Raw genomic sequence first — 21,984 nt, 5'->3', positions numbered from 1 at the left:
CTGGGGCGGTATCCCGCCCCAATCCAAAGGACAAAGGCGCGCAGCGATTCGTGTTGCGCGCTGTTTTTTGTTCAGGGCTCAAGACGGGCAAGGCGGGATAACCGCCTGTAAATACAGAACATTCGGGCGCAATGGCGGCCGGGCAGACAAGGTGGAAGTGGCATGGCCAAGCGTTGGTATTCGGTAAGCGTTCTCTCGAACTTCGAGAAGAAAGTTGCCGAGCAGATCAGAACGGCCGTTCTCGAAGCCAATCTTGGTGACGAAATCGAAGAAGTATTGGTGCCGACTGAAGAAGTGATGGAAGTGCGCCGCGGCAAGAAAGTGACGTCAGAGCGTCGCTTTATGCCGGGCTACGTTCTTGTGCGGATGGAAATGTCCAGCCAAGGCTATCATTTGATCAGCTCGATCAACCGCGTCACCGGGTTTCTGGGGCCGCAGGGCAAACCGATGCCGATGCGCGATGCAGAGGTCAATCAGATCCTGAACCGCGTCGAAGAAGGTCTGGAAGCGCCGCGCAACCTGATCCGCTTTGAAACCGGCGAAAAGGTCAAAGTCACCGACGGCCCGTTTGAGGGCTTTGACGGGATGGTTGAAGACGTGGATGAGGCGCACAGCCGCCTGAAGGTGTCGGTGTCGATCTTCGGTCGCGCCACCCCCGTCGAATTGGAATTCACTCAGGTTTCCAAAGAAATCTAAGTGCGTCGTGGGAGGGAAGCGCTGGGTGATCTCAGTGACAACCCGAACCACTAAACCGCATCGCTCAATTCCGGGTCGGTGCAGTGATAAAGGAGAGGCCACATGGCCAAGAAGATTATCGGCAGCTTGAAGCTGCAAGTGAAAGCGGGCCAAGCCAACCCGTCCCCGCCGGTCGGTCCGGCGCTGGGTCAGCGCGGCTTGAACATCATGGCTTTCGTGAAAGAATTCAACGCGAAGACCGCCGATCTGGAACTGGGCACGCCCACTCCGGTCGTGATCACCTATTATCAGGACAAGTCGTTCAGCCTGGAGCTGAAGACCGCTCCGGCGTCGTTCCTGCTGAAAAAGGCCGCTGGCCTGCCGCCCGTTGGCAAGCGTAACCGCGCCAAAGGCTCGGTCAAGCCGGGTCACGCAGTGGCTGGTTCGGTGTCTTTGGCACAGATCCGCAAGATCGCTGAAACCAAGATGAAAGACCTGAATGCGAACTCGGTTGAGGCCGCTATGCAGGTGATCATGGGTTCGGCGAAATCCTGCGGCATCGAAGTGAAAGGGTAAGTCATGGCCAAGATTGGTAAACGCTCTGCCGTTGCGCAGAAAGCTTTCGACGGCAAGAACCTGATCACCGTGGAAGACGCAGTGGCGCTGATCAAATCGGCAGCTTCGGCGAAATTCGACGAGACGCTGGAAATTGCGATGAACCTCGGCGTTGATCCGCGTCACGCTGACCAGATGGTCCGCGGCGTGGTTGCTTTGCCGAACGGCACTGGCAAAACCGTGCGCGTTGCTGTGTTCGCGCGTGGTGCCAAGGCTGATGAAGCCAAAGCCGCTGGTGCTGACATCGTTGGCGCAGAAGATCTGATGGAAACCATCCAGCAAGGCAAAATCGAGTTCGACCGTTGCATCGCAACGCCGGACATGATGCCGCTGGTGGGCCGTCTGGGCAAAATCCTCGGCCCGCGCAACTTGATGCCGAACCCCAAAGTGGGCACTGTGACGATGGACGTGAAAACGGCCGTTGAAGCAGCCAAGGGCGGCGAAGTGCAGTTCAAAGTCGAAAAAGCTGGCGTGATCCACGCTGGTATCGGCAAAGTCAGCTTCTCGGATGAGAAACTGGCCGAGAACGTCCGCGCTTTCGTCGACGCTGTGTCGCGCGCACGTCCGACTGGCGCAAAAGGCACCTATCTGAAGAAAGTCTCGCTGGCTTCGACCATGGGTCCGGGCGTGGCGTTGGATCTGGCTTCGGCTGCGGCCAAGTAAGCACAACCACAGCTTTGGCTGGGGGTGCTTGCAGAAATCCGAGGAATACTCGTATTTTTGCAACAAATTTTCAGAAAACGGCCCAGCTCGGGCCGTTTTTTGTATTTTAGGCAACTTTACGCTGATCGCCTTGTGAAACCTGCGGTAGCATCGCTGACGAGCAAAAAATAAAAAAAGTCGCGGTTGCAGGTGAATTATGAAGGATGTTGTTGAGTATATCAGCACCATATCAGAGCCGATCACGCTGGTGGATCGGGCGCTGGTGGTGCCGGAATGGCGGGTCAAGAAAACCGTCACGCCGACGACTGTTGTGGACAGGCTGGGCGCACCGGTGGTCGATGCCGGAACCTTTCGCTTAGGCGATTTTGAACCGGCGCATTTCGTGGATCGCCGCAACCAAGGCCCGGTCAAGCATCTTGCGGGCAGCTATCTTTATGGCGGGTTTTTCTGGCACCATTTCGGCCACTTTCTGTTTGAAAGCACTGCACGGCTGTGGGCGGCAGATGCCCTGCGCGGCAAGATCGAAGGCATCATCTTTTTGCGCGCCAAGGCGTTTGATCAGGTTGGCCCGCTGTATAAACGTATCCTTGAGCTTCTCGACATCGACGTGCCGCTGATTTTCATCGACGAGCCGACCGAGGTTGAACAGCTTTACGTTCCGCGCCAAGGCTGCGGCATGGGGGCATTGGCGGCAGGAACTCCGGCATATCGGCAGTTCATGCAAAGCAAACTGCGCCGCATCACCCCGCGGCAGGGGGCGAAGAAAATCTATCTGACGCGCGAAGGTTATGGCTTGCGGCGCGGCGGCATTTTTGCCGAAACCCACCTGCGTCGGCTGTTGAAGGCCGAGGGCTATCAGGCATTCTCGCCCGAACAGCACAGCTTTGAAGATCAGATCGCCACCTATCTGGGGGCGGATCACATCCTTGGCCCCGACAGCTCGGCCTTGCATCTGGTTGGCTTTGTCGCGGGCGAACAGACCAAAATCGGCATCGTGTTGCGACGTTTGGCGGGCGAGATCGACATGCTGCCGCAACTGACCGCCTTTACCGGCCGTGCCCCGGTGGTGATCGACGCCATCGCGCAGATCATGCAACGCTCTGTTATCGGCAACAGCACTTGGTCCACCTTTGCCGAGCTTGATTTCCCGCAGCTGTGGCGGCAGCTGCGCACGGCTGGATTTATCGGATCGGACCAAAGTTGGGGCGCGTTGGGGGGCACCCAGCGCAGCAAACAGCTTGCAGTGCATGAGACAAAATTGGGCTGTGGCCTGAATGTGATCTGGCAGCGTCCCACAACCGCTGCTGAAACCGCCTGATCTTTGGTTTCCTGCACGGCAGGGCTTGGAAACCCCGGCGATAGCCACTATAGCCAGACATTGTATCGCCCTCCGATTCGTCGGGGGGCTTTGCATTCGTCCGAGACGGTGGGTGCAGGGCTTCCCTGCTTAATTTCCCTCCTGAGATGAGTGAACGAGACAGATTTCCGTAGGGTTTCCCCCGCGCGATCATGGACTCGGGACCATCATCACGGACCCGACGCCTGTCGCAAGGCAGGCATAATTGAGCCGGGGGGAAACCCCCAACCTTGGAGTGAAACTGTGGATAGAGCCCAGAAAGAGAAAGTGGTCGATGAACTCGGCCAAATCTTCGCAAGCTCTGGCGTTGTAGTGGTCGCCCACTACGCGGGTATGACGGTTGCACAGATGCAGGACCTGCGCGCAAAAATGCGCGAAGTTGGTGGGTCCGTACGCGTTGCCAAGAACACGCTCGCCAAGATCGCCCTTGGTGGGAAGCCGTCTGAAAAGATGGGTTCCTTGCTGACGGGCATGACCATGTTGTCCTATTCGGAAGATCCCGTGGCTGCGGCCAAGATCTGCGAAGCATATGCCAAGACGAACGACAAGTTCGTCATCATTGGCGGTGCTATGGGTGACACGGTTCTGGACCAGGCTGGTATCAAAGCCGTCGCTTCCATGCCGTCGCGTGAAGAGCTTATTGCTCAGATCGTGTCGATCATCGGTGCGCCTGCTTCTGCCATCGCCGGGGCCATTGGTGCGCCTGCTTCGAACATCGCGAGCATCCTGTCGACCATCGAAGAAAAAGCAGCTGCTTAATCTTCGGACTCGTGTGGGGTTGAACCCTCACCTCGTTGGAACCATCTTAACTGAACGGAACATGAAATGTCTGATCTGAACAAATTGGCCGAACAAATCGTTGGCCTGACCCTGCTGCAAGCACAAGAACTGAAAACCATCCTGAAAGACACCTACGGCATCGAGCCGGCAGCTGGTGGCGCAGTTATGGTTGCTGGCCCGGCTGCAGCTGCTGCTGCTCCGGCTGAAGAGCAAACCGAGTTTGACGTTGTTCTGACCGAAGCTGGTCCGAACAAAATCAACGTCATCAAAGAAGTCCGCACCATCACCGGTCTGGGCCTGAAAGAAGCCAAAGACCTCGTTGAGGCTGGCGGCAAAGTCAAAGAAGCTGTTGGCAAAGCTGACGCTGAAACCATCAAGAAAGCTCTGGAAGCCGCTGGCGCCAAAGTTGAACTGAAGTAATTTGCGCCGGGGTTCGCCTCGGTTCTGATTATATGGCTGGGTCGGGGTTTATCCCCGGCCCAGCTTATGGCGTCTTAAGACCCGCCTCTTGGAACCTGCTTTTGCGAAAGCATGTTCTCAGGTGCGGTTAAGGTTCGGGAGCCACCCTAAGGGACGGGTGGCATGAATAGAACCTTATACCCCCTCTCGCCAATCGGCAGCCTTCCGTGGCCCGACGGAAAGCCTGCCGGCGATAAAGATGAAAGGTTACGACGCACATGGCGCAAGCTTACGTTGGCCAGAAACGGATCCGCCGTTATTTCGGCAAAATTCGTGAAGTTCTGGAAATGCCGAACCTGATTGAGGTTCAGAAATCTTCCTATGATTTGTTCCTGCGCTCTGGCGACAGTGACAAGCCGCTGGACGGCGAAGGCATCCAGGGCACGTTCCAATCGGTATTCCCGATCAAGGATTTCAATGAGACGGCTGTGCTGGAGTTCGTGAAATACGATCTCGAAAAGCCGAAATATGACGTGGATGAATGTCAGTCGCGCGACATGACTTATGCAGCACCGCTGAAAGTCACCATGCGCCTGATCGTGTTTGATGTCGATGAAACCACCGGGGCGCGGTCGGTCAAGGACATCAAAGAGCAAGACGTATACATGGGCGACATGCCCCTGATGACGCATAACGGCACGTTCGTGGTGAACGGCACCGAGCGCGTGATCGTGTCGCAGATGCACCGTAGCCCTGGCGTGTTCTTCGATCATGACAAGGGCAAGACCCATTCTTCGGGCAAATTGCTGTTCGCTTGCCGGATCATTCCGTATCGCGGGTCGTGGCTGGATTTTGAATTCGACGCCAAAGACAACGTCTACGCCCGCATCGACCGTCGGCGGAAACTGCCGGTGACGACGCTGCTTTATGCTTTGGGTATGGATCAAGAAGGCATCATGGATGCCTATTACCAGACCGTGATGTTCACGCATCAGAAGAACAAAGGCTGGGTCACCAAGTTCTTCCCGGACCGTATCCGTGGCACCCGTCCGACCTATGACATCGTCGATGCGGCCACTGGTGAAGTGATCTGCAAAGCGGGCGAGAAAATGACGCCGCGTATGGCGAATGATCTGGTCAAGGCTGGCAAGGTCACCGACCTGCTGGTGCCTTATGATCACATCATTGGCCGTTATGTGTCGAAAGACATCATCAACGAAGAAACCGGCGAGATCTGGGTCGAAGCTGGCGACGAGTTGACGATGGAATACGACCGCGACGGCGAGCCTAAGGGCGGTTCGCTGAAGTTGTTGCTCGATCAAGGCATCACCGAGATTCCGGTGCTGGATATCGACAACGTCAACGTCGGCCCCTACATGCGCAACACCATGGCGATGGACAAGAACATGGGCCGGGACACCGCGCTTATGGACATCTATCGCGTCATGCGCCCCGGCGAGCCGCCGACCGTTGAGGCCGCAAGCCAACTCTTCGACACGCTGTTCTTTGATAGCGAGCGTTATGATCTTTCGGCTGTTGGCCGGGTGAAAATGAACATGCGTCTGGATCTGGGCCGCCCGGATACTCAGCGCACGCTCGACCGCGCCGATATCGTCGCTTGTATCAAAGCCTTGACCGAACTGCGTGATGGCAAGGGCGAGATCGACGACATTGACCACCTCGGCAACCGCCGGGTGCGTTCGGTTGGCGAATTGATGGAGAACCAATACCGCGTTGGTCTGCTGCGCATGGAGCGCGCGATCAAAGAGCGTATGTCTTCCGTCGAAATCGACACGATCATGCCGCAAGACCTGATCAACGCCAAACCCGCAGCGGCTGCGGTGCGTGAATTCTTCGGCTCCAGCCAGCTGTCGCAGTTCATGGACCAAACCAACCCGCTGTCGGAAGTCACCCACAAGCGCCGTCTTTCGGCACTGGGGCCAGGCGGTTTGACGCGTGAGCGTGCAGGCTTTGAAGTGCGCGACGTTCACCCGACCCACTACGGCCGGATGTGTCCGATTGAGACACCAGAAGGTCAGAACATCGGTCTGATCAACTCGCTGGCCACTTTCGCGCGCGTGAACAAATATGGCTTCATCGAGACGCCCTACCGCAAAGTGATCGACAACAAGGTGACTGACGAAGTCGTCTATATGTCGGCCACTGAAGAAATGCGCCACACGGTTGCGCAGGCAAACGCTGCGCAAGACGCTGAAGGCCGCTTCACCGACGATCTGATTTCGTCGCGTAAAGCCGGTGACTTCATGCTGAACCCGCCGGAAGCCATCGACCTGATCGACGTGTCGCCGAAGCAGCTTGTTTCGGTCGCGGCATCCTTGATCCCGTTCCTTGAAAACGACGACGCTAACCGCGCCTTGATGGGCTCGAACATGCAACGTCAGGCGGTTCCGCTGTTGCAAGCCGATGCTCCGTTCGTGGGCACCGGGATTGAAGCCGTGGTTGCACGCGACTCTGGCGCTGCCATCATGGCCCGCCGCGCTGGCGTGATTGATCAGGTGGACGCAACGCGTATCGTTGTGCGCGCCACCGAAATGCTGGAACCGGGCGAGCCGGGCGTGGACATCTACCGTCTGCGCAAGTTCAAACGCTCGAACCAATCGTCCTGCATCAACCAGCGCCCGCTGGTGAAGGTGGGCGACACGGTTCTGCGCACCGAAGTCATCGCCGACGGCCCCTGCACCGACTTGGGCGAACTGGCCTTGGGCCGGAACGTCGTCGTGGCCTTCATGCCGTGGAATGGCTACAACTATGAAGACAGTATCCTGATTTCGGAGCGTATTCTGAAAGACGACGTGTTCACCTCGATCCATATCGAAGAATACGAAGTCGCGGCGCGCGATACGAAGCTGGGGCCAGAGGAAATCACCCGCGATATCCCCAACGTCGGCGAGGAAGCCCTGCGCAACCTTGACGAAGCGGGCATCGTTTATATCGGCGCTGACGTGCTGCCGGGTGACATTCTGGTCGGCAAAATCACCCCCAAAGGTGAATCGCCGATGACGCCAGAAGAAAAACTGCTGCGCGCCATCTTTGGTGAAAAAGCGTCGGACGTCCGCGATACCTCGCTGCGCCTGCCGCCGGGTGCTTTCGGCACGATCGTGGAAGTGCGTGTGTTCAACCGTCACGGTGTCGACAAAGACGAACGTGCGCTGCAGATCGAGCGTGAAGAAGTCGAACGTCTGGCACGCGACCGCGACGACGAATTGACCATTCTTGAGCGTAACATCTACTCGCGCCTGAAAACCCTGATCACCGGCAAAGTCGCCGTGAAAGGGCCGAAAGGCATCAAGGCTGGCTCGACCATCGACGCGGAACTGCTGGGCACCTTGTCCAAAGGTCAGTGGTGGCAGTTGGCGCTGGAAGGCGAGGCTGACGCGAAGGATGTCGAAGCCCTGCACGACCAGTTTGAGGCGCAGAAACGTGCCCTCGACAACCGTTTCGACGACAAGGTTGAAAAGGTCCGTCGCGGCGACGATCTGCCTCCGGGCGTGATGAAAATGGTCAAAGTGTTCGTGGCGGTGAAGCGCAAGCTGCAACCGGGCGACAAGATGGCTGGTCGTCACGGCAACAAAGGCGTGGTTTCCAAGGTTGTTCCCGTGGAAGACATGCCGTTCCTGGCAGATGGCACCGCTGTTGACCTCGTTCTGAACCCGCTCGGCGTGCCGTCGCGGATGAACGTGGGCCAAATCCTTGAGACGCATATGGGCTGGGCCGCGCGTGGCCTTGGCATCCGCATCGACGACGCTCTGAAAGAGTATCGCCGCTCGGGTGACATGACCCCGGTGCGCGAGGCTGTGCGCTATGCTTATGGCGACGAGACCTATGCGTCTGAATTTGCCGACCGGACCGAGGCCGATTTCCTCGAACTGGCGGGCAATGTGACCAAAGGTGTTCCGATTGCATCGCCGGTGTTCGACGGTGCGAAAGAGTCTGACGTGAACGATGCGCTGACCCGCGCTGGGTTCGATACGTCGGGTCAGTCGGTGGTGTTCGATGGCCGTTCGGGCGAGCAATTCGCGCGGAAAGTCACCGTGGGCGTCAAGTACATGCTGAAACTTCACCACTTGGTGGATGACAAGCTGCACGCACGCTCGACCGGGCCATACAGCCTTGTCACGCAGCAGCCGTTGGGCGGTAAAGCCCAGTTCGGTGGCCAGCGTCTCGGCGAGATGGAGGTCTGGGCACTGGAGGCTTACGGCGCCGCTTACACCTTGCAGGAAATGCTGACGGTGAAATCGGATGACGTTGCAGGCCGCACCAAGGTCTACGAGTCGATCGTCAAGGGCGAAGACAACTTCGAGGCTGGCGTGCCAGAATCGTTCAACGTTCTCGTCAAAGAGGTCCGCGGTTTGGGCCTCAACATGGAACTCCTGGATGCGGAGGAAGAGTGAGGGTTTTCGGAGGGTGCGTGAAATCACGCACCCTACCACGACCCGTAGGGTGTGTGCTTGCACGCACCCCGCTTTCCCCCGCCGCCCCCAATTCATAGGATTGAAATGAACCAGGAACTCTCGACCAACCCGTTCAACCCGGTTGCGCCCGTCAAGACGTTTGATGAGATCAAGATCAGCTTGGCCTCGCCGGAACGTATTCTGTCGTGGTCTTTCGGCGAGATCAAAAAGCCCGAAACCATCAACTACCGCACGTTCAAGCCCGAGCGTGACGGCCTGTTCTGCGCGCGTATCTTTGGCCCGATCAAGGATTACGAATGTCTTTGCGGCAAATACAAGCGCATGAAATATCGCGGCGTTGTCTGCGAAAAATGCGGCGTTGAAGTCACGCTGCAAAAGGTCCGCCGTGAGCGCATGGGCCATATCGAACTGGCCAGCCCAGTTGCGCATATCTGGTTCCTGAAATCGCTGCCAAGCCGCATCGGCCTGATGCTGGACATGACGCTGCGGGATCTGGAGCGCGTTCTCTACTTTGAAAACTATGTGGTGATCGAGCCGGGTCTGACCGACCTGACCTATCAGCAACAGCTGACCGAAGAAGAATATCTCGACGCGCAAGACCAGTATGGCGCTGACGCTTTCACCGCCAACATCGGCGCTGAAGCGATCCGCGAAATGCTGGCCGCGATTGATCTGGAAACCACGGCTGAACAACTCCGCGCTGACCTGAAAGAGGCCACGGGCGAGTTGAAGCCGAAGAAGATCATCAAGCGTCTGAAGATCGTGGAGTCGTTCCTTGAATCCGGCAACCGCCCGGAATGGATGGTCTTGACCGTGCTTCCGGTGATCCCGCCGGAACTGCGCCCGCTGGTTCCCTTGGATGGTGGCCGCTTTGCGACCTCGGATTTGAACGACCTGTATCGTCGCGTCATCAACCGTAACAACCGTCTGAAGCGCCTGATCGAGTTGCGTGCGCCCGATATCATCGTGCGCAACGAAAAGCGCATGCTGCAAGAAGCTGTCGATGCTTTGTTCGACAACGGCCGTCGTGGCCGTGTCATCACCGGCACCAACAAGCGCCCGCTGAAGTCGCTGTCCGACATGCTGAAAGGCAAACAGGGCCGCTTCCGTCAGAACTTGCTCGGCAAGCGCGTCGACTTCTCGGGTCGTTCGGTTATCGTGACCGGCCCAGAGTTGAAGCTGCACCAGTGCGGTCTGCCGAAGAAGATGGCTTTGGAGCTGTTCAAGCCGTTCATCTATTCGCGTCTGGAGGCCAAAGGGCTTTCCAGCACCGTGAAACAGGCGAAAAAGCTGGTCGAAAAAGAGCGTCCTGAAGTTTGGGATATCTTGGATGAAGTGATCCGCGAACACCCGGTTCTGCTGAACCGCGCGCCGACGCTGCACCGTCTGGGCATCCAGGCGTTTGAACCGATCCTGATCGAAGGTAAGGCTATTCAGCTTCACCCGCTGGTCTGCTCGGCTTTCAACGCTGACTTCGACGGCGACCAAATGGCTGTGCACGTCCCGCTTTCGCTGGAAGCCCAGCTGGAAGCCCGTGTGTTGATGATGTCGACCAACAACGTTCTGTCGCCTGCAAACGGCGCACCGATCATTGTTCCGTCGCAGGATATGGTGCTTGGCCTCTATTACACCACCATGCAGCGTAAGGGCATGGTTGGCGAAGGCATGATCTTCACTGACATCGACGAAGTCGAACACGCTTTGGCTGCGGGTTCGGTGCATCTGCACGCCCAAATCCAGGGCCGTCTGCGTCAGGTTGACGAACATGGCAACATCGTCTGGAAGCGGTTTGAAACCACCCCCGGCCGTCTGCGTCTGGGCAACCTTCTGCCGCTGAACGCCAAGGCACCGTTTGACCTCGTCAACCGTCTGCTGCGGAAAAAAGACGTGCAGACCGTCATTGATACTGTCTACCGCTACTGCGGCCAGAAAGAATCGGTGATCTTCTGCGACCAGATCATGGGCCTCGGCTTCCGTGAGGCGTTCAAGGCTGGCATCTCGTTTGGTAAAGACGACATGCTGATCCCGGACACCAAATGGCCGATCGTCAACGAAGTCCGCGATCAGGTCAAAGAGTTCGAGCAGCAGTATATGGACGGCCTGATCACTCAGGGCGAGAAGTATAACAAAGTGGTCGATGCTTGGTCGAAGTGTTCCGACAAAGTGGCTGCCGACATGATGGCCTCGATTTCCGCCGTACATTACACCGATGCGGGCGCTGAAAAAGAGCCGAACTCGGTCTATATGATGTCGCACTCGGGGGCTCGGGGTTCGCCCGCACAGATGAAACAGCTGGGCGGTATGCGCGGTCTGATGGCCAAGCCGAACGGCGAGATCATCGAAACGCCGATCATCTCGAACTTCAAAGAAGGTCTGACGGTTCTCGAATACTTCAACTCGACCCACGGCGCCCGTAAAGGCCTCGCGGATACCGCGTTGAAGACCGCGAACTCGGGCTATCTGACCCGCCGTCTGGTGGACGTGGCGCAAGACTGCATCGTGCGCTCGCATGATTGCGGCACCGACCGCGGCATCACCGCTGACGTGGCTGTGAACGATGGCGAAGTCGTGCAAAGCTTGGCCGAGCGCGTGCTGGGCCGTGTGGCTGCCGATGATATCGTCGTGCCGTTGACGGGCGAAGTGCTGGTGGCGCGTGGCGAGTTGATCGACGAGCGTCGTGCCGATGCGATCCACAATGCTGGCGTGGCTTCGGCCCGCATCCGCAGCCCGCTGACTTGCGACGCTGAAGAAGGCGTTTGCGCGATGTGCTATGGCCGTGACTTGGCCCGTGGTACCTTGGTCAACCAAGGCGAAGCTGTCGGCATCATCGCCGCACAGTCGATTGGCGAACCCGGCACCCAGCTGACGATGCGGACGTTCCACATCGGCGGTATTGCACAGGGTGGCCAACAGTCGTTCCTGGAAGCCAGCCAAGAGGGCAAGATCGAGTTCCGCAACGCCAACCTGCTGACCAATGTGAACGGTGAGCAGATTGTCATTGGCCGGAATATGTCGATCGCGATTGTGGACGAAGCGGGCCAAGACCGCGCCGTGCACAAGCTGACCTATGGCGCAAAACTGCACGCCAAAGACGGCACCGCGATCAAGCGCGGCGCCAAGCTGTTCGAATGGGACCCCTACACCTTGCCGATCATCGCCGAAAAGGCGGGGGTTGCCCGGTTCAAGGATCTTATCGCGGGCATCTCGGTGCGCGAAGATACCGATGATGCGACAGGCATGACACAGAAGATCGTGTCTGATTGGCGCTCGGCTCCGAAAGGGGGCGATCTGAAGCCCGAAGTCATCGTGATGGACCCGGCAACGGGCGAGCCAGTGCGCAACGACGGCGGCCATCCGATCAGCTATCCGATGTCGGTGGATGCGGTTCTCTCGGTCGAAGATGGCCAGGAACTGGTGCCGGGTGACGTTGTGGCGCGTATTCCGCGCGAAGGTGCCAAGACCAAGGACATCACCGGGGGCCTTCCCCGCGTGGCCGAATTGTTCGAAGCCCGTCGTCCGAAAGACCACGCGATCATCGCCGAAGCCGATGGCTATGTGCGCTTTGGCAAAGACTACAAGAACAAGCGCCGCATCACGGTCGAGCCGGTGGACGAAACCTTGCAAGCGCAGGAATACATGATCCCGAAAGGGAAACACATTCCGGTGCAGGAAGGCGACTTCGTCCAGAAGGGCGACTACATCATGGACGGCAACCCCGCGCCGCATGACATCCTGCGTATCTTGGGTGTCGAAGCGCTGGCGAACTACATGATCGACGAAGTGCAGGACGTGTATCGTCTGCAGGGTGTGAAGATCAACGACAAGCACATCGAGGTGATCGTTCGCCAGATGCTGCAGAAGTTTGAGATCCTCGACTCGGGCGAGACCACGCTGCTCAAAGGCGAAAACGTCGACAAGCACGAGCTTGACGAGGCTAACGACAAAGCTGCGTCGCATGGGATGCGTCTGGCTACCGCTGAACCGATCCTTCTGGGGATCACCAAGGCGTCGCTGCAAACCCGCAGCTTCATCTCGGCGGCGTCGTTCCAGGAAACCACGCGGGTTCTCACCGAGGCTTCGGTGCAGGGCAAGCGCGACAAACTGGTCGGCCTGAAAGAGAACGTCATCGTTGGCCGTCTGATCCCGGCAGGCACCGGCGGGGCAACCCGTGTGGTGAAAAACATCGCAACCGACCGCGATACTGTTGTGATCGAAGCCCGCCGTTCCGAAGCCGAAGTCGCCGCTGCCTTGGCGGCTCCGATGCCGGTTGCCGACGAATCGCGCGGCGAATAACCGCTTGATCTGAAACGCGAAAGGCCCTCTGAGAAATCAGGGGGCCTTTTGCATTTTTGGGCAGTGCCACCCGTTGCGCCCGAGGCTTTGCCGCATCCGCTTTGCGGCAATCATCAAGCCGGATGCCGCTGGCAAACTCATTCCCGCCGTCGCTGGGCCTGCCGACTGGACCCCGCCGCGCAAACCTGAGACACTCTTGCAGACAACCCGCTTCACGCACCTCACTGCAAGGCCAATGCTTCCACACGCGCGCCAGATATTTTCTCTGTTGACCCGGCTTGGCCTGTGCTTTGCGCTGCCGCTGATGCTGGCGTTGCTGCCGTACCAGCAAACCAGCCTGAACACTGCTGCAGGCTCTGCGATCAGCGCGCAAGCCCCGGCGGTGCTGCTCGCGCCGCTGAAAACCAGCATTATCAAGCCCACCCCGCCTGAAACCCGCGCCCGCAGCCTGATCCTGATGGACAATGCCGCACCGCCTCTGCCGCAGCGGCCCTCGGTCTTCCGCCTGTTGCGGGCGCAGCAACCCTTGCCGCAACACAGCACACAGGTCCTGATCGGCTGGCAGGCGCGCGCGCCGCCCGCCAGCACGTCTGCACCATCCAGCTAGATCAGCCGTATGCGCGCTTTGCCTGCATGCGGTAAACGCATGTAACGCAAGGAAAATTATGGATCATTCCACCCAACAAGCCGCTTCGGTCCCGGAAGCGGTTCCGAACCCCGCCGCCGATGTTCCACAGCAAAGCGGAAAAACCATCCTGCTCAATTGGATCATCATGATCCTTGGCATCGCTGGGCTTTGCGCGCTTGGCACCCTGCTGCCCAAACTGCTTTGAGGTTGATATGAAAAGCAACAAACTGAAACTGACTATCGCCGCCCTGATCGCCTTCGCCATCCTTGGCGGCGATTTCATCACATCGCTAACGCTGTAAAAAGGGCAGGGCGCGGGGGAGTCAGCCTTGCGCCCTGCCAACAGCGAAAGCTGTTTGGTGAGCGATCACCCGGACGCGGTCGCCAAACTGCCCCGATGTGATGCGATAAGATGACCCGTGGCACTGGCACTGGTCAAATATGCGGGACGGAGCAGACTCACTTAAGCCGATCCAGCGTATTGTCGCAGGGATGGCGCAACAAAATTTCTGCTATCATCGGATCTGTAAATTCGGCAACTGGGTCATCGGTTGCATCTGCTCGTCGGTGCCATTCTCCCGCATCGAACGCACAATAGATATCGTAAAATGGAGCCCAAATTTCCGGCATCCTATCCAAAAACATAGACCACAGATCGTTCATAATGTCATCGGCTGCTTCGTAACTCACGACATTATCCTGATACGCACGCGCTATCGCCAGCGCCAGGTCGTGAAGTGCAGTTGCATCCAAATTGCGCTCAAGGCTAGCCGAAAGCTCTGCCTCGGTTATGCGCGCAGTCGGCGGCTCGCGATATCGCTCGGCAAGCAAAGCAAGTGTTTTCGGAACCATTTTCGCAATTCCCTCAATGTACGATCTCTAGAGGTTTTTGTCGGACAAGAGCGGCGAAGGGACGTCTCGAACGGCGTTCATTATGAAGGCATACACGGAGTCCGCTTTGGGCTCAAACCTACTGCGCTGCAATCCGCTGCCCAATGGCATTTTCTGCCACCAAGATGAGTCAGCCCCTTTGCCACCCAAGAGAGGGCCCAAAGCTTAATAAACCCTTAAATCCGCCACCCCATCCCCTTGAATCTAAACACATAAAAAAGGTCCCGAGTTGGGACCGCCCGAAAATCCCTCCCCCCTTCCCCCCGCCAACGCCACCTGATACCCATCCGAGCGGGGGAACACATGGCCATTTCAGACAACCTGCGCGGCGCGCTTTATATGAACCTGTCGATGTTTGCCTTCACGGTGAATGACGCGATCATGAAATCCCTGACCCACGCACTCCCGCTCTACCAAACCATCGCCCTACGCGGCACGGTTGCCGTGCTGGGTCTGCTGATCCTCGCCCGCGCAAGCGGCGGTCTGCGCCTGCCGCCAAACCGCCACGACCGCATCCTGATCGCGTTGCGCTCCCTCGCCGATGTGGCGGCCACGATCCTGTTTCTGACCGCCTTGAAACACATGCCGCTTGCGACCCTGTCGGCGGTGATGCAGGTCACCCCGCTCGCTGTCACGCTCGCGGCGGCACTGTATTACAAGGACCGGATCGGCTGGCGGCGGATGCTGGCGATCTTCGTGGGCTTTCTGGGCGTCATGCTCATCATCCGACCGGGGATGGAAGGCTTTGACATCTGGTCGGTGCTGGGCCTTGGATCGGTTGCGACGGTGGTGGTGCGCGATCTGTCGGTGCGCCGCTTGAGCAGCGCAGTCCCCTCGCAAGTTGTCGCCCTCGGTGCCGGTTTTGCAGTGATGGTGATGGGCTTTGCAGGCTCGGCGCTAGAGGGCTGGCAGGCGGTGACACCGCTGCACATTCTGCAAATCCTTGGTGCGGGCAGTATGGTGATCGTGGGGTACATCTGTTCGGTCAGCGCGATGCGGGTGGGCGACATCGGCTTTGTGGCACCATTCCGCTACACCTCGTTGCTCTGGGCGATCATTCTTGGTTGGGTGTTCTTCGCCACATTCCCCGACGGCTACGCCCTGATCGGCGCGGCCATCGTGGTCGCCACCGGCATCTACACCCTGCTGCGCGAGCGTAAATTGCGGATACTTGCGCGCACCGCTGCGGGCGCGGTCTGAGGTTTCATGCGGGGCAGGGCGCGCGCAGCACCGTCCTGGCAAGACCAACACTGCTTTGTCGCCAGCTGGCAACTGGCCACAAATCGCTAAAGCGGCCCAAGCGCCAGTTCCAAGGTCGAGATGCAAATCTGTTTGGCGGCTTTGGGTGACAGCAGTTTTGGCTCGATGCACCGCTCTAGCCCCAAGCCATCCACCAAAGCGATCAGCATTTGAGCCAGAGATTTTACATCAACCGTCAACCCGCGCGCGGTGGCAACCTCGGCCAGCGCGGTTTCCAGATCGCGGCGATAGCGGGTGTATTGGCGGCGGTGTTCGCGTTTCAGGGCGGGGTTGTTGACGATTTCTGACCATAGGGCGAGCCAGATGTTCAACTCTTCCCGGCTGAAAAACTCGGGCGCGAACATCGCGTCGATGATCGAAAGCAGCCGCGATTTCTTTGGATTGGGGGCCTCTAATCCGGCATGCAGACGCTCATACATGGCGCGATAGACCGCGACCAGCAGACCGTCTTTCGATTTGAAATGATGGGTGATCAGGCCGCGCGAGACGCCCGCCTCGTTGCAGATGTTGTCGATGGTAAATTCCAGAATCCCGCCGCGCGCAAGGCAGGCCAGCCCCGCCTGCACCAGACTGGCCGAACGCTGTTCCGAGGTCATTCGGGTGTATCTGGGGGCCGTCGCAGAGGTCATCGCATGCCTGTCTTGAAGGGGCTGGCCCAAAGAAAATGCGGGCCAGCGTTAGGTATCGGCGATCTGTTGACTGCGATCAAGCTTTTGTAAACATAACCGGATCGGGGTGGCCATCTGCCATGATCACCGGAGTGATGTCGCTGTGGTGGATGGCGATATAGGGCTCGAAACAGATGAAGATGAAGCAACCCGAGGCTTCCATCAGATCTTCCATCTTGTTGAAGATTGCCTTGCGTTTGGCCTCATCAATCTCTGTCAGACCTTGTTGATACAGGGCCTCAAACTCGGGGCTGTCGAAGAACGACCAGTTGTAGATACCGATCTGATCGGGGCGGAACCAGACGAGGTTTTCGGTGGGATCGATGCCGCCCGCAAAGTTCATCAGCGCCAGTTCCAAGGATTTATAGCCATCGCCTGCGGTCTTGTCGCCTTCGGCCCAGTAGGCGGCATCTTCGGTGGGCTGGATTTCGATGGTGATGCCGGCCTCTGCCATATTGGCTTGGAAAATCTGTGCGATGGCTTGGGTGGTGCTGTCGGTGAGTGCCACCAGTTTGAGGGTCAGATCGGAAACGCCCGCCTCTGCCAAGAGCGCCTTGGCCTTTTCCACATCGCGGGTCGGGATCAGGTTGGACGCACGGGCGAAGGGGCTGGTGGGCGGCACGACTCCGGTTGAGCGGGTGGCAAGGCCGTCATAGGCACCCAGCAGAACTGCCTCACCGTCATAAGCGTATTGGATGGCTTGGCGCACGCGGACGTCTTTCAGCGGTTCCGCGTTCATATTGATGGTCAGCCACGCGTAACGCGCCGATTGGGCTTGGATCAAGGTAGAGTTCGCGGGCATCGCGGTTTTGATCTGCGCGGTGGCGCTGACGGCAAGTTTGGTGAAATCGAAGGCGTCGGCCTCATAGGCGAGTTGGGCGGCCTGATCGTCGCTGACGATGTAGATTTCGACGGTGGCGAAGGCGGGTTTCGGGCCTGTCCAATCGGGGTTGGCGGCAAGGGTGATTTTCTGGTTCTGCTCCCACGCGGCAAAGCGGTAGGGGCCACATTCGGCTGGGGCCTCGGTGGTATAGCTGCCGCCGACCTTTTCAGTCGCGGCTTTGCAGATGATATTGCCGCCGTAATAGGGCAGCGCGATCACCATGAAGGGGGCGAAGGCCTCTTTCAGATGGATGATGCCGGAACGGGCGTCGATCACCTCGACATGATCCAGCTTTTCGAACTGGTAGGCCCAAGCGGAGTCGCTGCCCGCGATGCGTTCGAACGAGAATTTGACATCCTCGGGGGTGACGGGGCCGAAGCCGTTCGACCATTGCAGGCCTTCGCGCAGGGTGAAGCCGATCTTGGTGGGGTCGATCCAGTCGATTTTCTCGGCACCCCAAGGTTGCCATTTGTTGCCATCACGCATGTCGCCGAGGCGGACAAGGGCGACTTGGGTGCAGCGGGGGATGATTTCATCCAACTCGCCGATAATGCCTTTGGGGTCGAGGCATTGGAAATCGGCGCCTGCACGGATGCGCAGGATGTCGCCTTCGGCGGCCCAAGCGAATTTTGCGGGCAGGGTCAGGGCGGCGAGGGCAGCGCCTGCGGTTTGCAGGAAACCGCGACGGTCGGTGCGCCATTGGGTCATGCTAGGGCTCCTATAGGTGTGGCGAGGTGGCAGCGCACGAACCTTTGTGGGCTGATTTCGCGCAAGTTGGGGGGATCGGTGCGGCAGATGGGTTGGACGTGGGGGCAGCGGCCTTGGAACACGCAGGCCTTGGGGCGGTTGAGAAGGCTGGGGATTTCGCCTTTGATCGCAAGATCTTGGCGGCGCTTTCTCGGGTCTGGTAGGGGTTCAGAGGCGATCAGGCTTTGGGAATAGGGGTGCAGGGGGCGGGCGAAGGTTTCGCGCGTCGGGCCGATTTCGACGAGGCGGCCCAGATACATCACGGCGATGCGATCCGAGACGTGGCGGACCATCGCGAGGTTGTGGCTGATGATCAGGTAGCTGAGGTTCAACCGCGTTTTCAGATCGGTCATCAGGTTCAGGATCTCACCCTGCACAGACACATCAAGGCCTGCGGTGGGCTCGTCGGCAATCACCAGTTTCGGGTTCAGCACCAATGCACGGGCGACGCCGACGCGGCGGGCTTGGCCACCGGAAAGTTCGTGCGGATAGCGGGTGGCGAAATCGGGGGGCAGGCCGACAAGGGCCAGCATTTCGGCGATTTTTATTTTGGGGGCGGGTTGGCCGTGGATGATCAGCGGCTCGGCCAGCAGTGCGCCGATGGTCATGCGGGGAGAGAGCGAGGCGATGGCGTCTTGGAACATCATCGCGGTATCGCGGCGCATGGCGGCGAAGTCGCCGGTTGTGCGGCGTGGGTGGCCTTCAAAATGGATGCTGCCGTTTGTGGTGGCGGTCAAACCCAACAGGGCGCGGGCGAGGGTGGTTTTGCCGGAACCGGATTCCCCGACAAGGCCAAGGGTTTCGCCGGGGTTCAGGGTGAAGGAGACATCGGCGAAGATTTGTAATGTGCGTCTGGATTTGGGGTTCAGGGCGGAAAGCAGGCCGCCGCGTAGGGGGAGGTCTAGGGCTAGGTCTTGCACGGAGAGCAGGGTCATGGCTGCCCCCCGGCCTTGTGGCACAGCGCGGACTGGGTAGGTGAGATTTGGATGCGGGGCGGTGGGGTGGCGCAGATCGCCTCGGCCAAGGGGCAGCGGGCGGCAAAGCTGCATCCGGTAGGCGGGGTGCGCAGGTCGGGCAGGCGGCCTTGGATTGTAGGCAAGATTGGGGTGGGTTGCTCGAAATGCCCCGGATCGCATGCGATCAGGGCGCGGGTATAGGGGTGGCGGGGGGCGTGGAACAGGTCATCCACCACAGCCTCTTCCACCACTTCGCCCGCATACATCACATAGACGCGGTCACAAAGTTCGGCGACAACTCCGAGATGGTGGGTGATCACAAGGATTGCGCCTTGGTAATCGCGGCGCAGGTCGCGCAGCAGGTGGATGATTTGCGCCTCCATCGTCACATCAAGGGCGGTGGTTGGTTCATCGGCGACCAGAACGGTGGGGTTCATCAGCAAAGCGGCGGCGATGGCGACGCGTTGGCGCATGCCGCCCGACAACTGATGCGGGTAGCGGCGCAGGGTGAGGTCGGGGTCGGGCATGCCAACGCGGGCCAGTAAAGCGCGAGCGCGGGTTAGTTTCTCGGCGCGGGGGATTTGGGCGGCGTGCTGGAAATCGACCAGTTGCGCGCCCATCGTAAGCACGGGATTGAAGGCGGTCATCGGGTCTTGGAAGATCATCGCGATGTCTTGACCGCGCAAGGCACGCTGGGCCTCTGGCGGCAGGCGCAGGATGTCGGTGCCCTTGTAGCGCACAGCCCCGCTGGTGACTTCGGCGGCTTGGGGCAGCAGGTTGATCACACTCGCTGCCAGAGTGGATTTTCCGCAGCCGCTTTCACCGACGATGCCGATGACTTCACCTGTGCGCGCGATCAGGCTGGCTCCGCGCAGGGCGGAAAGTTTGCCGTGGTCAGTGTGATAGGTGATGTTGAGGGCGTCGATTTCCAAAAGGGGCTCGGTCATCGCGGCCTCGCAGTGGCAAAGCGGGGGTCGAGGGCATCGCGCAGTCCTTCGCCCAGAAAGGTGAATCCGAGGGTGGCAAGGACCAGCGGTGCGCCTGCGGCGATCACCAAAGTGCTGGAGGTGCGGATGGCGGTGTAACCGTCGTATAGGATGTTACCCCAAGACGGCGTCGGGGGTTTGACGCCGAGGTTCAGGTAGCTAAGGCCAGCCTCCAGCATGATCACCACCGGAATATCCATCGACAACACGATGCACAAAGGGCCAATGACGTTGGGCAACAGATGGTGCATCAAGATGCGGGGGGTGCTGGCGCCGATGGCTTGCTCGGCCACGATGAAATCGGCGCTGCGCAGGCTTAGGGTTTGGGCGCGGATCAGGCGGGCATAGCCGGGGATCGACACAAGGACGACGACGAGGATCAGCGTGCCCGTGCCGGGGCCAAGCACGGTGATGATGGCAAGGGCGAACATCATCATTGGCAGGGAGTTGAGGGCGTCGAAGATCAGCACCAAGGCGGCGTCCAGCCAGCGCGGGCCGTAGCCAGCGATCAGACCCAGCAGGATGCCGATACTTCCGGCCAGAGCGATGGCGGTCAGCGCAATCGTCAGGGCAGTGCGCGCGCCGTAGATGATGCGGGATAGAGTATCGCGGCCCAACTGATCGGTGCCCAGCCAATGCGCGAGGCTGGGGGATTGCAGTTTGGCGCGGACATCCAGCGCGAGCGGATCATAGGGGGCAAGTAGCGGGGCGGCGACGGCCATCAGGATGAACAGCGCGACCAAGATCAGGCCCATCAACCCCATGGGATCGCGGATCAGGGCGCGCAGCGCGCGGGTGTCAGCGGGCCAGCGCATCGCGCACCCTCGGGTCTAGCTTGGCGATCAGCAAGTCGGCGGCGGTGATCACCAGCAGGTAGAAGGCAGTTGTGACCAGAACCGTCCCCATCACCACGGGGTAATTGCGTTTGAACACCGCCCCGGTGATCAGGGTGCCAATGCCGGGGCGCGAGAACACGGTTTCGACGAACACCGCGCTGGACAGGATGCTGCCAAGGCCGACGGCGATCACCGAAATCGTCGGCACAATGGCAAGGCGGAGGGCATAGCGGGTGACGACTTTGCGTTCGGGCAACCCAAAAGCGCGGGCGGTGCGGATGTGGTTGGCGGCCATGATCTCTAGCATCGAGGCGCGCACCATGCGGGCGAGGTAGCCGACCCAGCCGATGCCCACGGCGATAGAGGGCAGGATCAAGGCTTTGATTTGTGAGGGTATATCGCCCGCCTTGCCCGCGCCGATGGCAGGCAGCCATTGCAGCCAGACGGCGAAGATCAGCAGCAGGTAGATCGCGATGACAAAGGACGGCACCGAGATGAAGCTGACTGAGACAAGACCAAGGGCGCGGTCGATGAAGGTGCCGCGATAGACGACGGCGAGGACTCCCAGCGTGATGCCAAGGGTCAACGCCCAGCTCAGGGCGACGAGGCCGAGCAGCAGGGTTTGCGGGAAGGCCTCTAGAATTTGGTCGAGGACGGGGCGTTTGGACCACACATCAATGCCAAGATCGCCTTGGGCCGCGTTGGCGAAGAAGCGCCAGATTTGCACGGCAACAGGCTGGTCTAGGCCCATACGTTCGGTCAGCATGGCCTTTAGCGCCGGGGTGGCGCGGGGGCCGAGGGCGACGCTGGCGGGGTCGCCGGGGACGAGAAACACCATGCCATACATCGCCAGCATGACCACAAACAGGATCAGCGCCGCGAGCGCCACGCGTTTGATCGCATAGGTCAGCATC

Annotated in this window: 18 protein-coding genes; 11 read left to right on the top strand and 7 right to left on the bottom strand. The window is 59.3% G+C overall.

The features are described from left to right. Positions 1–162 precede the first annotated feature (162 nt). The 10 genes from nusG (at position 163) to QQJ98_RS17685 (ending at position 14,048) form a co-directional block, all read left to right on the top strand. Positions 163–696, top strand: a complete 534-nt coding sequence (nusG, locus tag QQJ98_RS17730) for a transcription termination/antitermination protein NusG (protein WP_284326679.1) — start codon at positions 163–165, stop codon at positions 694–696. Between the two features lie 102 nt (positions 697–798). Continuing rightward, entirely contained in the window at positions 799–1,251 is a 453-nt protein-coding gene (gene rplK / locus QQJ98_RS17725; protein ID WP_284326678.1) for a 50S ribosomal protein L11, read from the top strand. Positions 1,252–1,254: 3 nt separating this feature from the next. Further along, positions 1,255–1,953, top strand: a complete 699-nt coding sequence (rplA, locus tag QQJ98_RS17720) for a 50S ribosomal protein L1 (RefSeq protein ID WP_284326677.1) — start codon at positions 1,255–1,257, stop codon at positions 1,951–1,953. Between the two features lie 196 nt (positions 1,954–2,149). Further along, the gene (locus tag QQJ98_RS17715; protein ID WP_284326676.1) at positions 2,150–3,271 is read left to right on the top strand and encodes a glycosyltransferase family 61 protein; all 1,122 of its coding nucleotides are present in this window, start codon (positions 2,150–2,152) and stop codon (positions 3,269–3,271) included. A 282-nt stretch (positions 3,272–3,553) separates the two neighbouring features. Beyond that, positions 3,554–4,069: a 50S ribosomal protein L10 gene (gene rplJ / locus QQJ98_RS17710; RefSeq protein ID WP_284326675.1), complete on the top strand. Its 516-nt coding sequence runs from the start codon at positions 3,554–3,556 to the stop codon at positions 4,067–4,069. Between the two features lie 66 nt (positions 4,070–4,135). After that, on the top strand, positions 4,136–4,510 hold the full coding sequence (gene rplL, locus QQJ98_RS17705) for a 50S ribosomal protein L7/L12 (RefSeq protein ID WP_284326674.1): 375 nt from the start codon (positions 4,136–4,138) through the stop codon (positions 4,508–4,510). A 257-nt stretch (positions 4,511–4,767) separates the two neighbouring features. Next, the gene (rpoB, locus tag QQJ98_RS17700; RefSeq protein WP_284326673.1) at positions 4,768–8,901 is read left to right on the top strand and encodes a DNA-directed RNA polymerase subunit beta; all 4,134 of its coding nucleotides are present in this window, start codon (positions 4,768–4,770) and stop codon (positions 8,899–8,901) included. A gap of 105 nt (positions 8,902–9,006) precedes the next feature. Next, positions 9,007–13,215 (top strand): DNA-directed RNA polymerase subunit beta', encoded by a 4,209-nt coding sequence (rpoC, locus tag QQJ98_RS17695; protein ID WP_284326672.1) that lies wholly within the window; start codon positions 9,007–9,009, stop codon positions 13,213–13,215. A 235-nt stretch (positions 13,216–13,450) separates the two neighbouring features. Continuing rightward, entirely contained in the window at positions 13,451–13,822 is a 372-nt protein-coding gene (locus QQJ98_RS17690; protein WP_284326671.1) for a hypothetical protein, read from the top strand. Between the two features lie 58 nt (positions 13,823–13,880). Continuing rightward, positions 13,881–14,048 carry a hypothetical protein gene (locus QQJ98_RS17685; RefSeq protein WP_284326670.1) on the top strand — a complete coding sequence of 56 codons (168 nt, stop codon included), beginning with the start codon at positions 13,881–13,883 and terminating at the stop codon, positions 14,046–14,048. Between the two features lie 254 nt (positions 14,049–14,302). On the opposite strand, the gene QQJ98_RS17680 is transcribed toward QQJ98_RS17685, so the two are convergent. Further along, positions 14,303–14,695 carry a hypothetical protein gene (locus QQJ98_RS17680; RefSeq protein WP_284326669.1) on the bottom strand — a complete coding sequence of 131 codons (393 nt, stop codon included), beginning with the start codon at positions 14,693–14,695 and terminating at the stop codon, positions 14,303–14,305. A 342-nt stretch (positions 14,696–15,037) separates the two neighbouring features. On the opposite strand from QQJ98_RS17680, the gene QQJ98_RS17675 reads away from it, so the two are divergent. Further along, entirely contained in the window at positions 15,038–15,934 is an 897-nt protein-coding gene (locus tag QQJ98_RS17675; RefSeq protein ID WP_284326668.1) for a DMT family transporter, read from the top strand. An 86-nt stretch (positions 15,935–16,020) separates the two neighbouring features. On the opposite strand, the gene QQJ98_RS17670 is transcribed toward QQJ98_RS17675, so the two are convergent. The 6 genes from QQJ98_RS17670 to QQJ98_RS17645 form a co-directional block, all read right to left on the bottom strand. Beyond that, positions 16,021–16,590: a TetR/AcrR family transcriptional regulator gene (locus tag QQJ98_RS17670; protein ID WP_284326667.1), complete on the bottom strand. Its 570-nt coding sequence runs from the start codon at positions 16,588–16,590 to the stop codon at positions 16,021–16,023. Between the two features lie 109 nt (positions 16,591–16,699). After that, the gene (locus QQJ98_RS17665; RefSeq protein WP_284326666.1) at positions 16,700–18,253 is read right to left on the bottom strand and encodes an ABC transporter substrate-binding protein; all 1,554 of its coding nucleotides are present in this window, start codon (positions 18,251–18,253) and stop codon (positions 16,700–16,702) included. After that, entirely contained in the window at positions 18,250–19,227 is a 978-nt protein-coding gene (locus QQJ98_RS17660; RefSeq protein ID WP_284326665.1) for an ABC transporter ATP-binding protein, read from the bottom strand. Before QQJ98_RS17660 ends, QQJ98_RS17665 begins: the two co-directional genes overlap by 4 nt. Beyond that, the gene (locus QQJ98_RS17655; protein ID WP_284326664.1) at positions 19,224–20,195 is read right to left on the bottom strand and encodes an ABC transporter ATP-binding protein; all 972 of its coding nucleotides are present in this window, start codon (positions 20,193–20,195) and stop codon (positions 19,224–19,226) included. Before QQJ98_RS17655 ends, QQJ98_RS17660 begins: the two co-directional genes overlap by 4 nt. Then, positions 20,192–21,049, bottom strand: coding sequence for an ABC transporter permease (locus tag QQJ98_RS17650; RefSeq protein WP_284326663.1), 858 nt, complete (start codon positions 21,047–21,049; stop codon positions 20,192–20,194). Before QQJ98_RS17650 ends, QQJ98_RS17655 begins: the two co-directional genes overlap by 4 nt. Then, the gene (locus QQJ98_RS17645; protein WP_284326662.1) at positions 21,033–21,983 is read right to left on the bottom strand and encodes an ABC transporter permease; all 951 of its coding nucleotides are present in this window, start codon (positions 21,981–21,983) and stop codon (positions 21,033–21,035) included. The genes QQJ98_RS17650 and QQJ98_RS17645 overlap by 17 nt, the downstream gene beginning before the upstream one ends. Position 21,984 lies beyond the last annotated feature (1 nt).

Origin of the sequence: Cypionkella aquatica (genome assembly GCF_030161095.1) — a bacterium.
GTDB classification, from domain to species: Bacteria; Pseudomonadota; Alphaproteobacteria; order Rhodobacterales; family Rhodobacteraceae; genus Cypionkella; species Cypionkella aquatica.
Note: the sequence above shows the minus strand (reverse complement) of the source record. Positions and strands in the feature narration are given on the sequence as shown.

Excerpts from the sequence above, each read along its gene's own strand:
- nusG (WP_284326679.1), top strand. The coding sequence starts at position 163 with ATGGCCAAGCGTTGGTATTCGGTAAGCGTTCTCTCGAACTTCGAGAAG.
- rplK (WP_284326678.1), top strand. The coding sequence starts at position 799 with ATGGCCAAGAAGATTATCGGCAGCTTGAAGCTGCAAGTGAAAGCGGGC.
- rplA (WP_284326677.1), top strand. The coding sequence starts at position 1,255 with ATGGCCAAGATTGGTAAACGCTCTGCCGTTGCGCAGAAAGCTTTCGAC.
- QQJ98_RS17715 (WP_284326676.1), top strand. The coding sequence starts at position 2,150 with ATGAAGGATGTTGTTGAGTATATCAGCACCATATCAGAGCCGATCACG.
- rplL (WP_284326674.1), top strand. The coding sequence starts at position 4,136 with ATGTCTGATCTGAACAAATTGGCCGAACAAATCGTTGGCCTGACCCTG.
- rpoB (WP_284326673.1), top strand. The coding sequence starts at position 4,768 with ATGGCGCAAGCTTACGTTGGCCAGAAACGGATCCGCCGTTATTTCGGC.
- rpoC (WP_284326672.1), top strand. The coding sequence starts at position 9,007 with ATGAACCAGGAACTCTCGACCAACCCGTTCAACCCGGTTGCGCCCGTC.
- QQJ98_RS17690 (WP_284326671.1), top strand. The coding sequence starts at position 13,451 with ATGCTTCCACACGCGCGCCAGATATTTTCTCTGTTGACCCGGCTTGGC.
- QQJ98_RS17685 (WP_284326670.1), top strand. The coding sequence starts at position 13,881 with ATGGATCATTCCACCCAACAAGCCGCTTCGGTCCCGGAAGCGGTTCCG.
- QQJ98_RS17680 (WP_284326669.1), bottom strand. The coding sequence starts at position 14,695 with ATGGTTCCGAAAACACTTGCTTTGCTTGCCGAGCGATATCGCGAGCCG.
- QQJ98_RS17675 (WP_284326668.1), top strand. The coding sequence starts at position 15,038 with ATGGCCATTTCAGACAACCTGCGCGGCGCGCTTTATATGAACCTGTCG.
- QQJ98_RS17670 (WP_284326667.1), bottom strand. The coding sequence starts at position 16,590 with ATGACCTCGGAACAGCGTTCGGCCAGTCTGGTGCAGGCGGGGCTGGCC.
- QQJ98_RS17665 (WP_284326666.1), bottom strand. The coding sequence starts at position 18,253 with ATGACCCAATGGCGCACCGACCGTCGCGGTTTCCTGCAAACCGCAGGC.
- QQJ98_RS17660 (WP_284326665.1), bottom strand. The coding sequence starts at position 19,227 with ATGACCCTGCTCTCCGTGCAAGACCTAGCCCTAGACCTCCCCCTACGC.
- QQJ98_RS17655 (WP_284326664.1), bottom strand. The coding sequence starts at position 20,195 with ATGACCGAGCCCCTTTTGGAAATCGACGCCCTCAACATCACCTATCAC.
- QQJ98_RS17650 (WP_284326663.1), bottom strand. The coding sequence starts at position 21,049 with ATGCGCTGGCCCGCTGACACCCGCGCGCTGCGCGCCCTGATCCGCGAT.
- QQJ98_RS17645 (WP_284326662.1), bottom strand. The coding sequence starts at position 21,983 with ATGCTGACCTATGCGATCAAACGCGTGGCGCTCGCGGCGCTGATCCTG.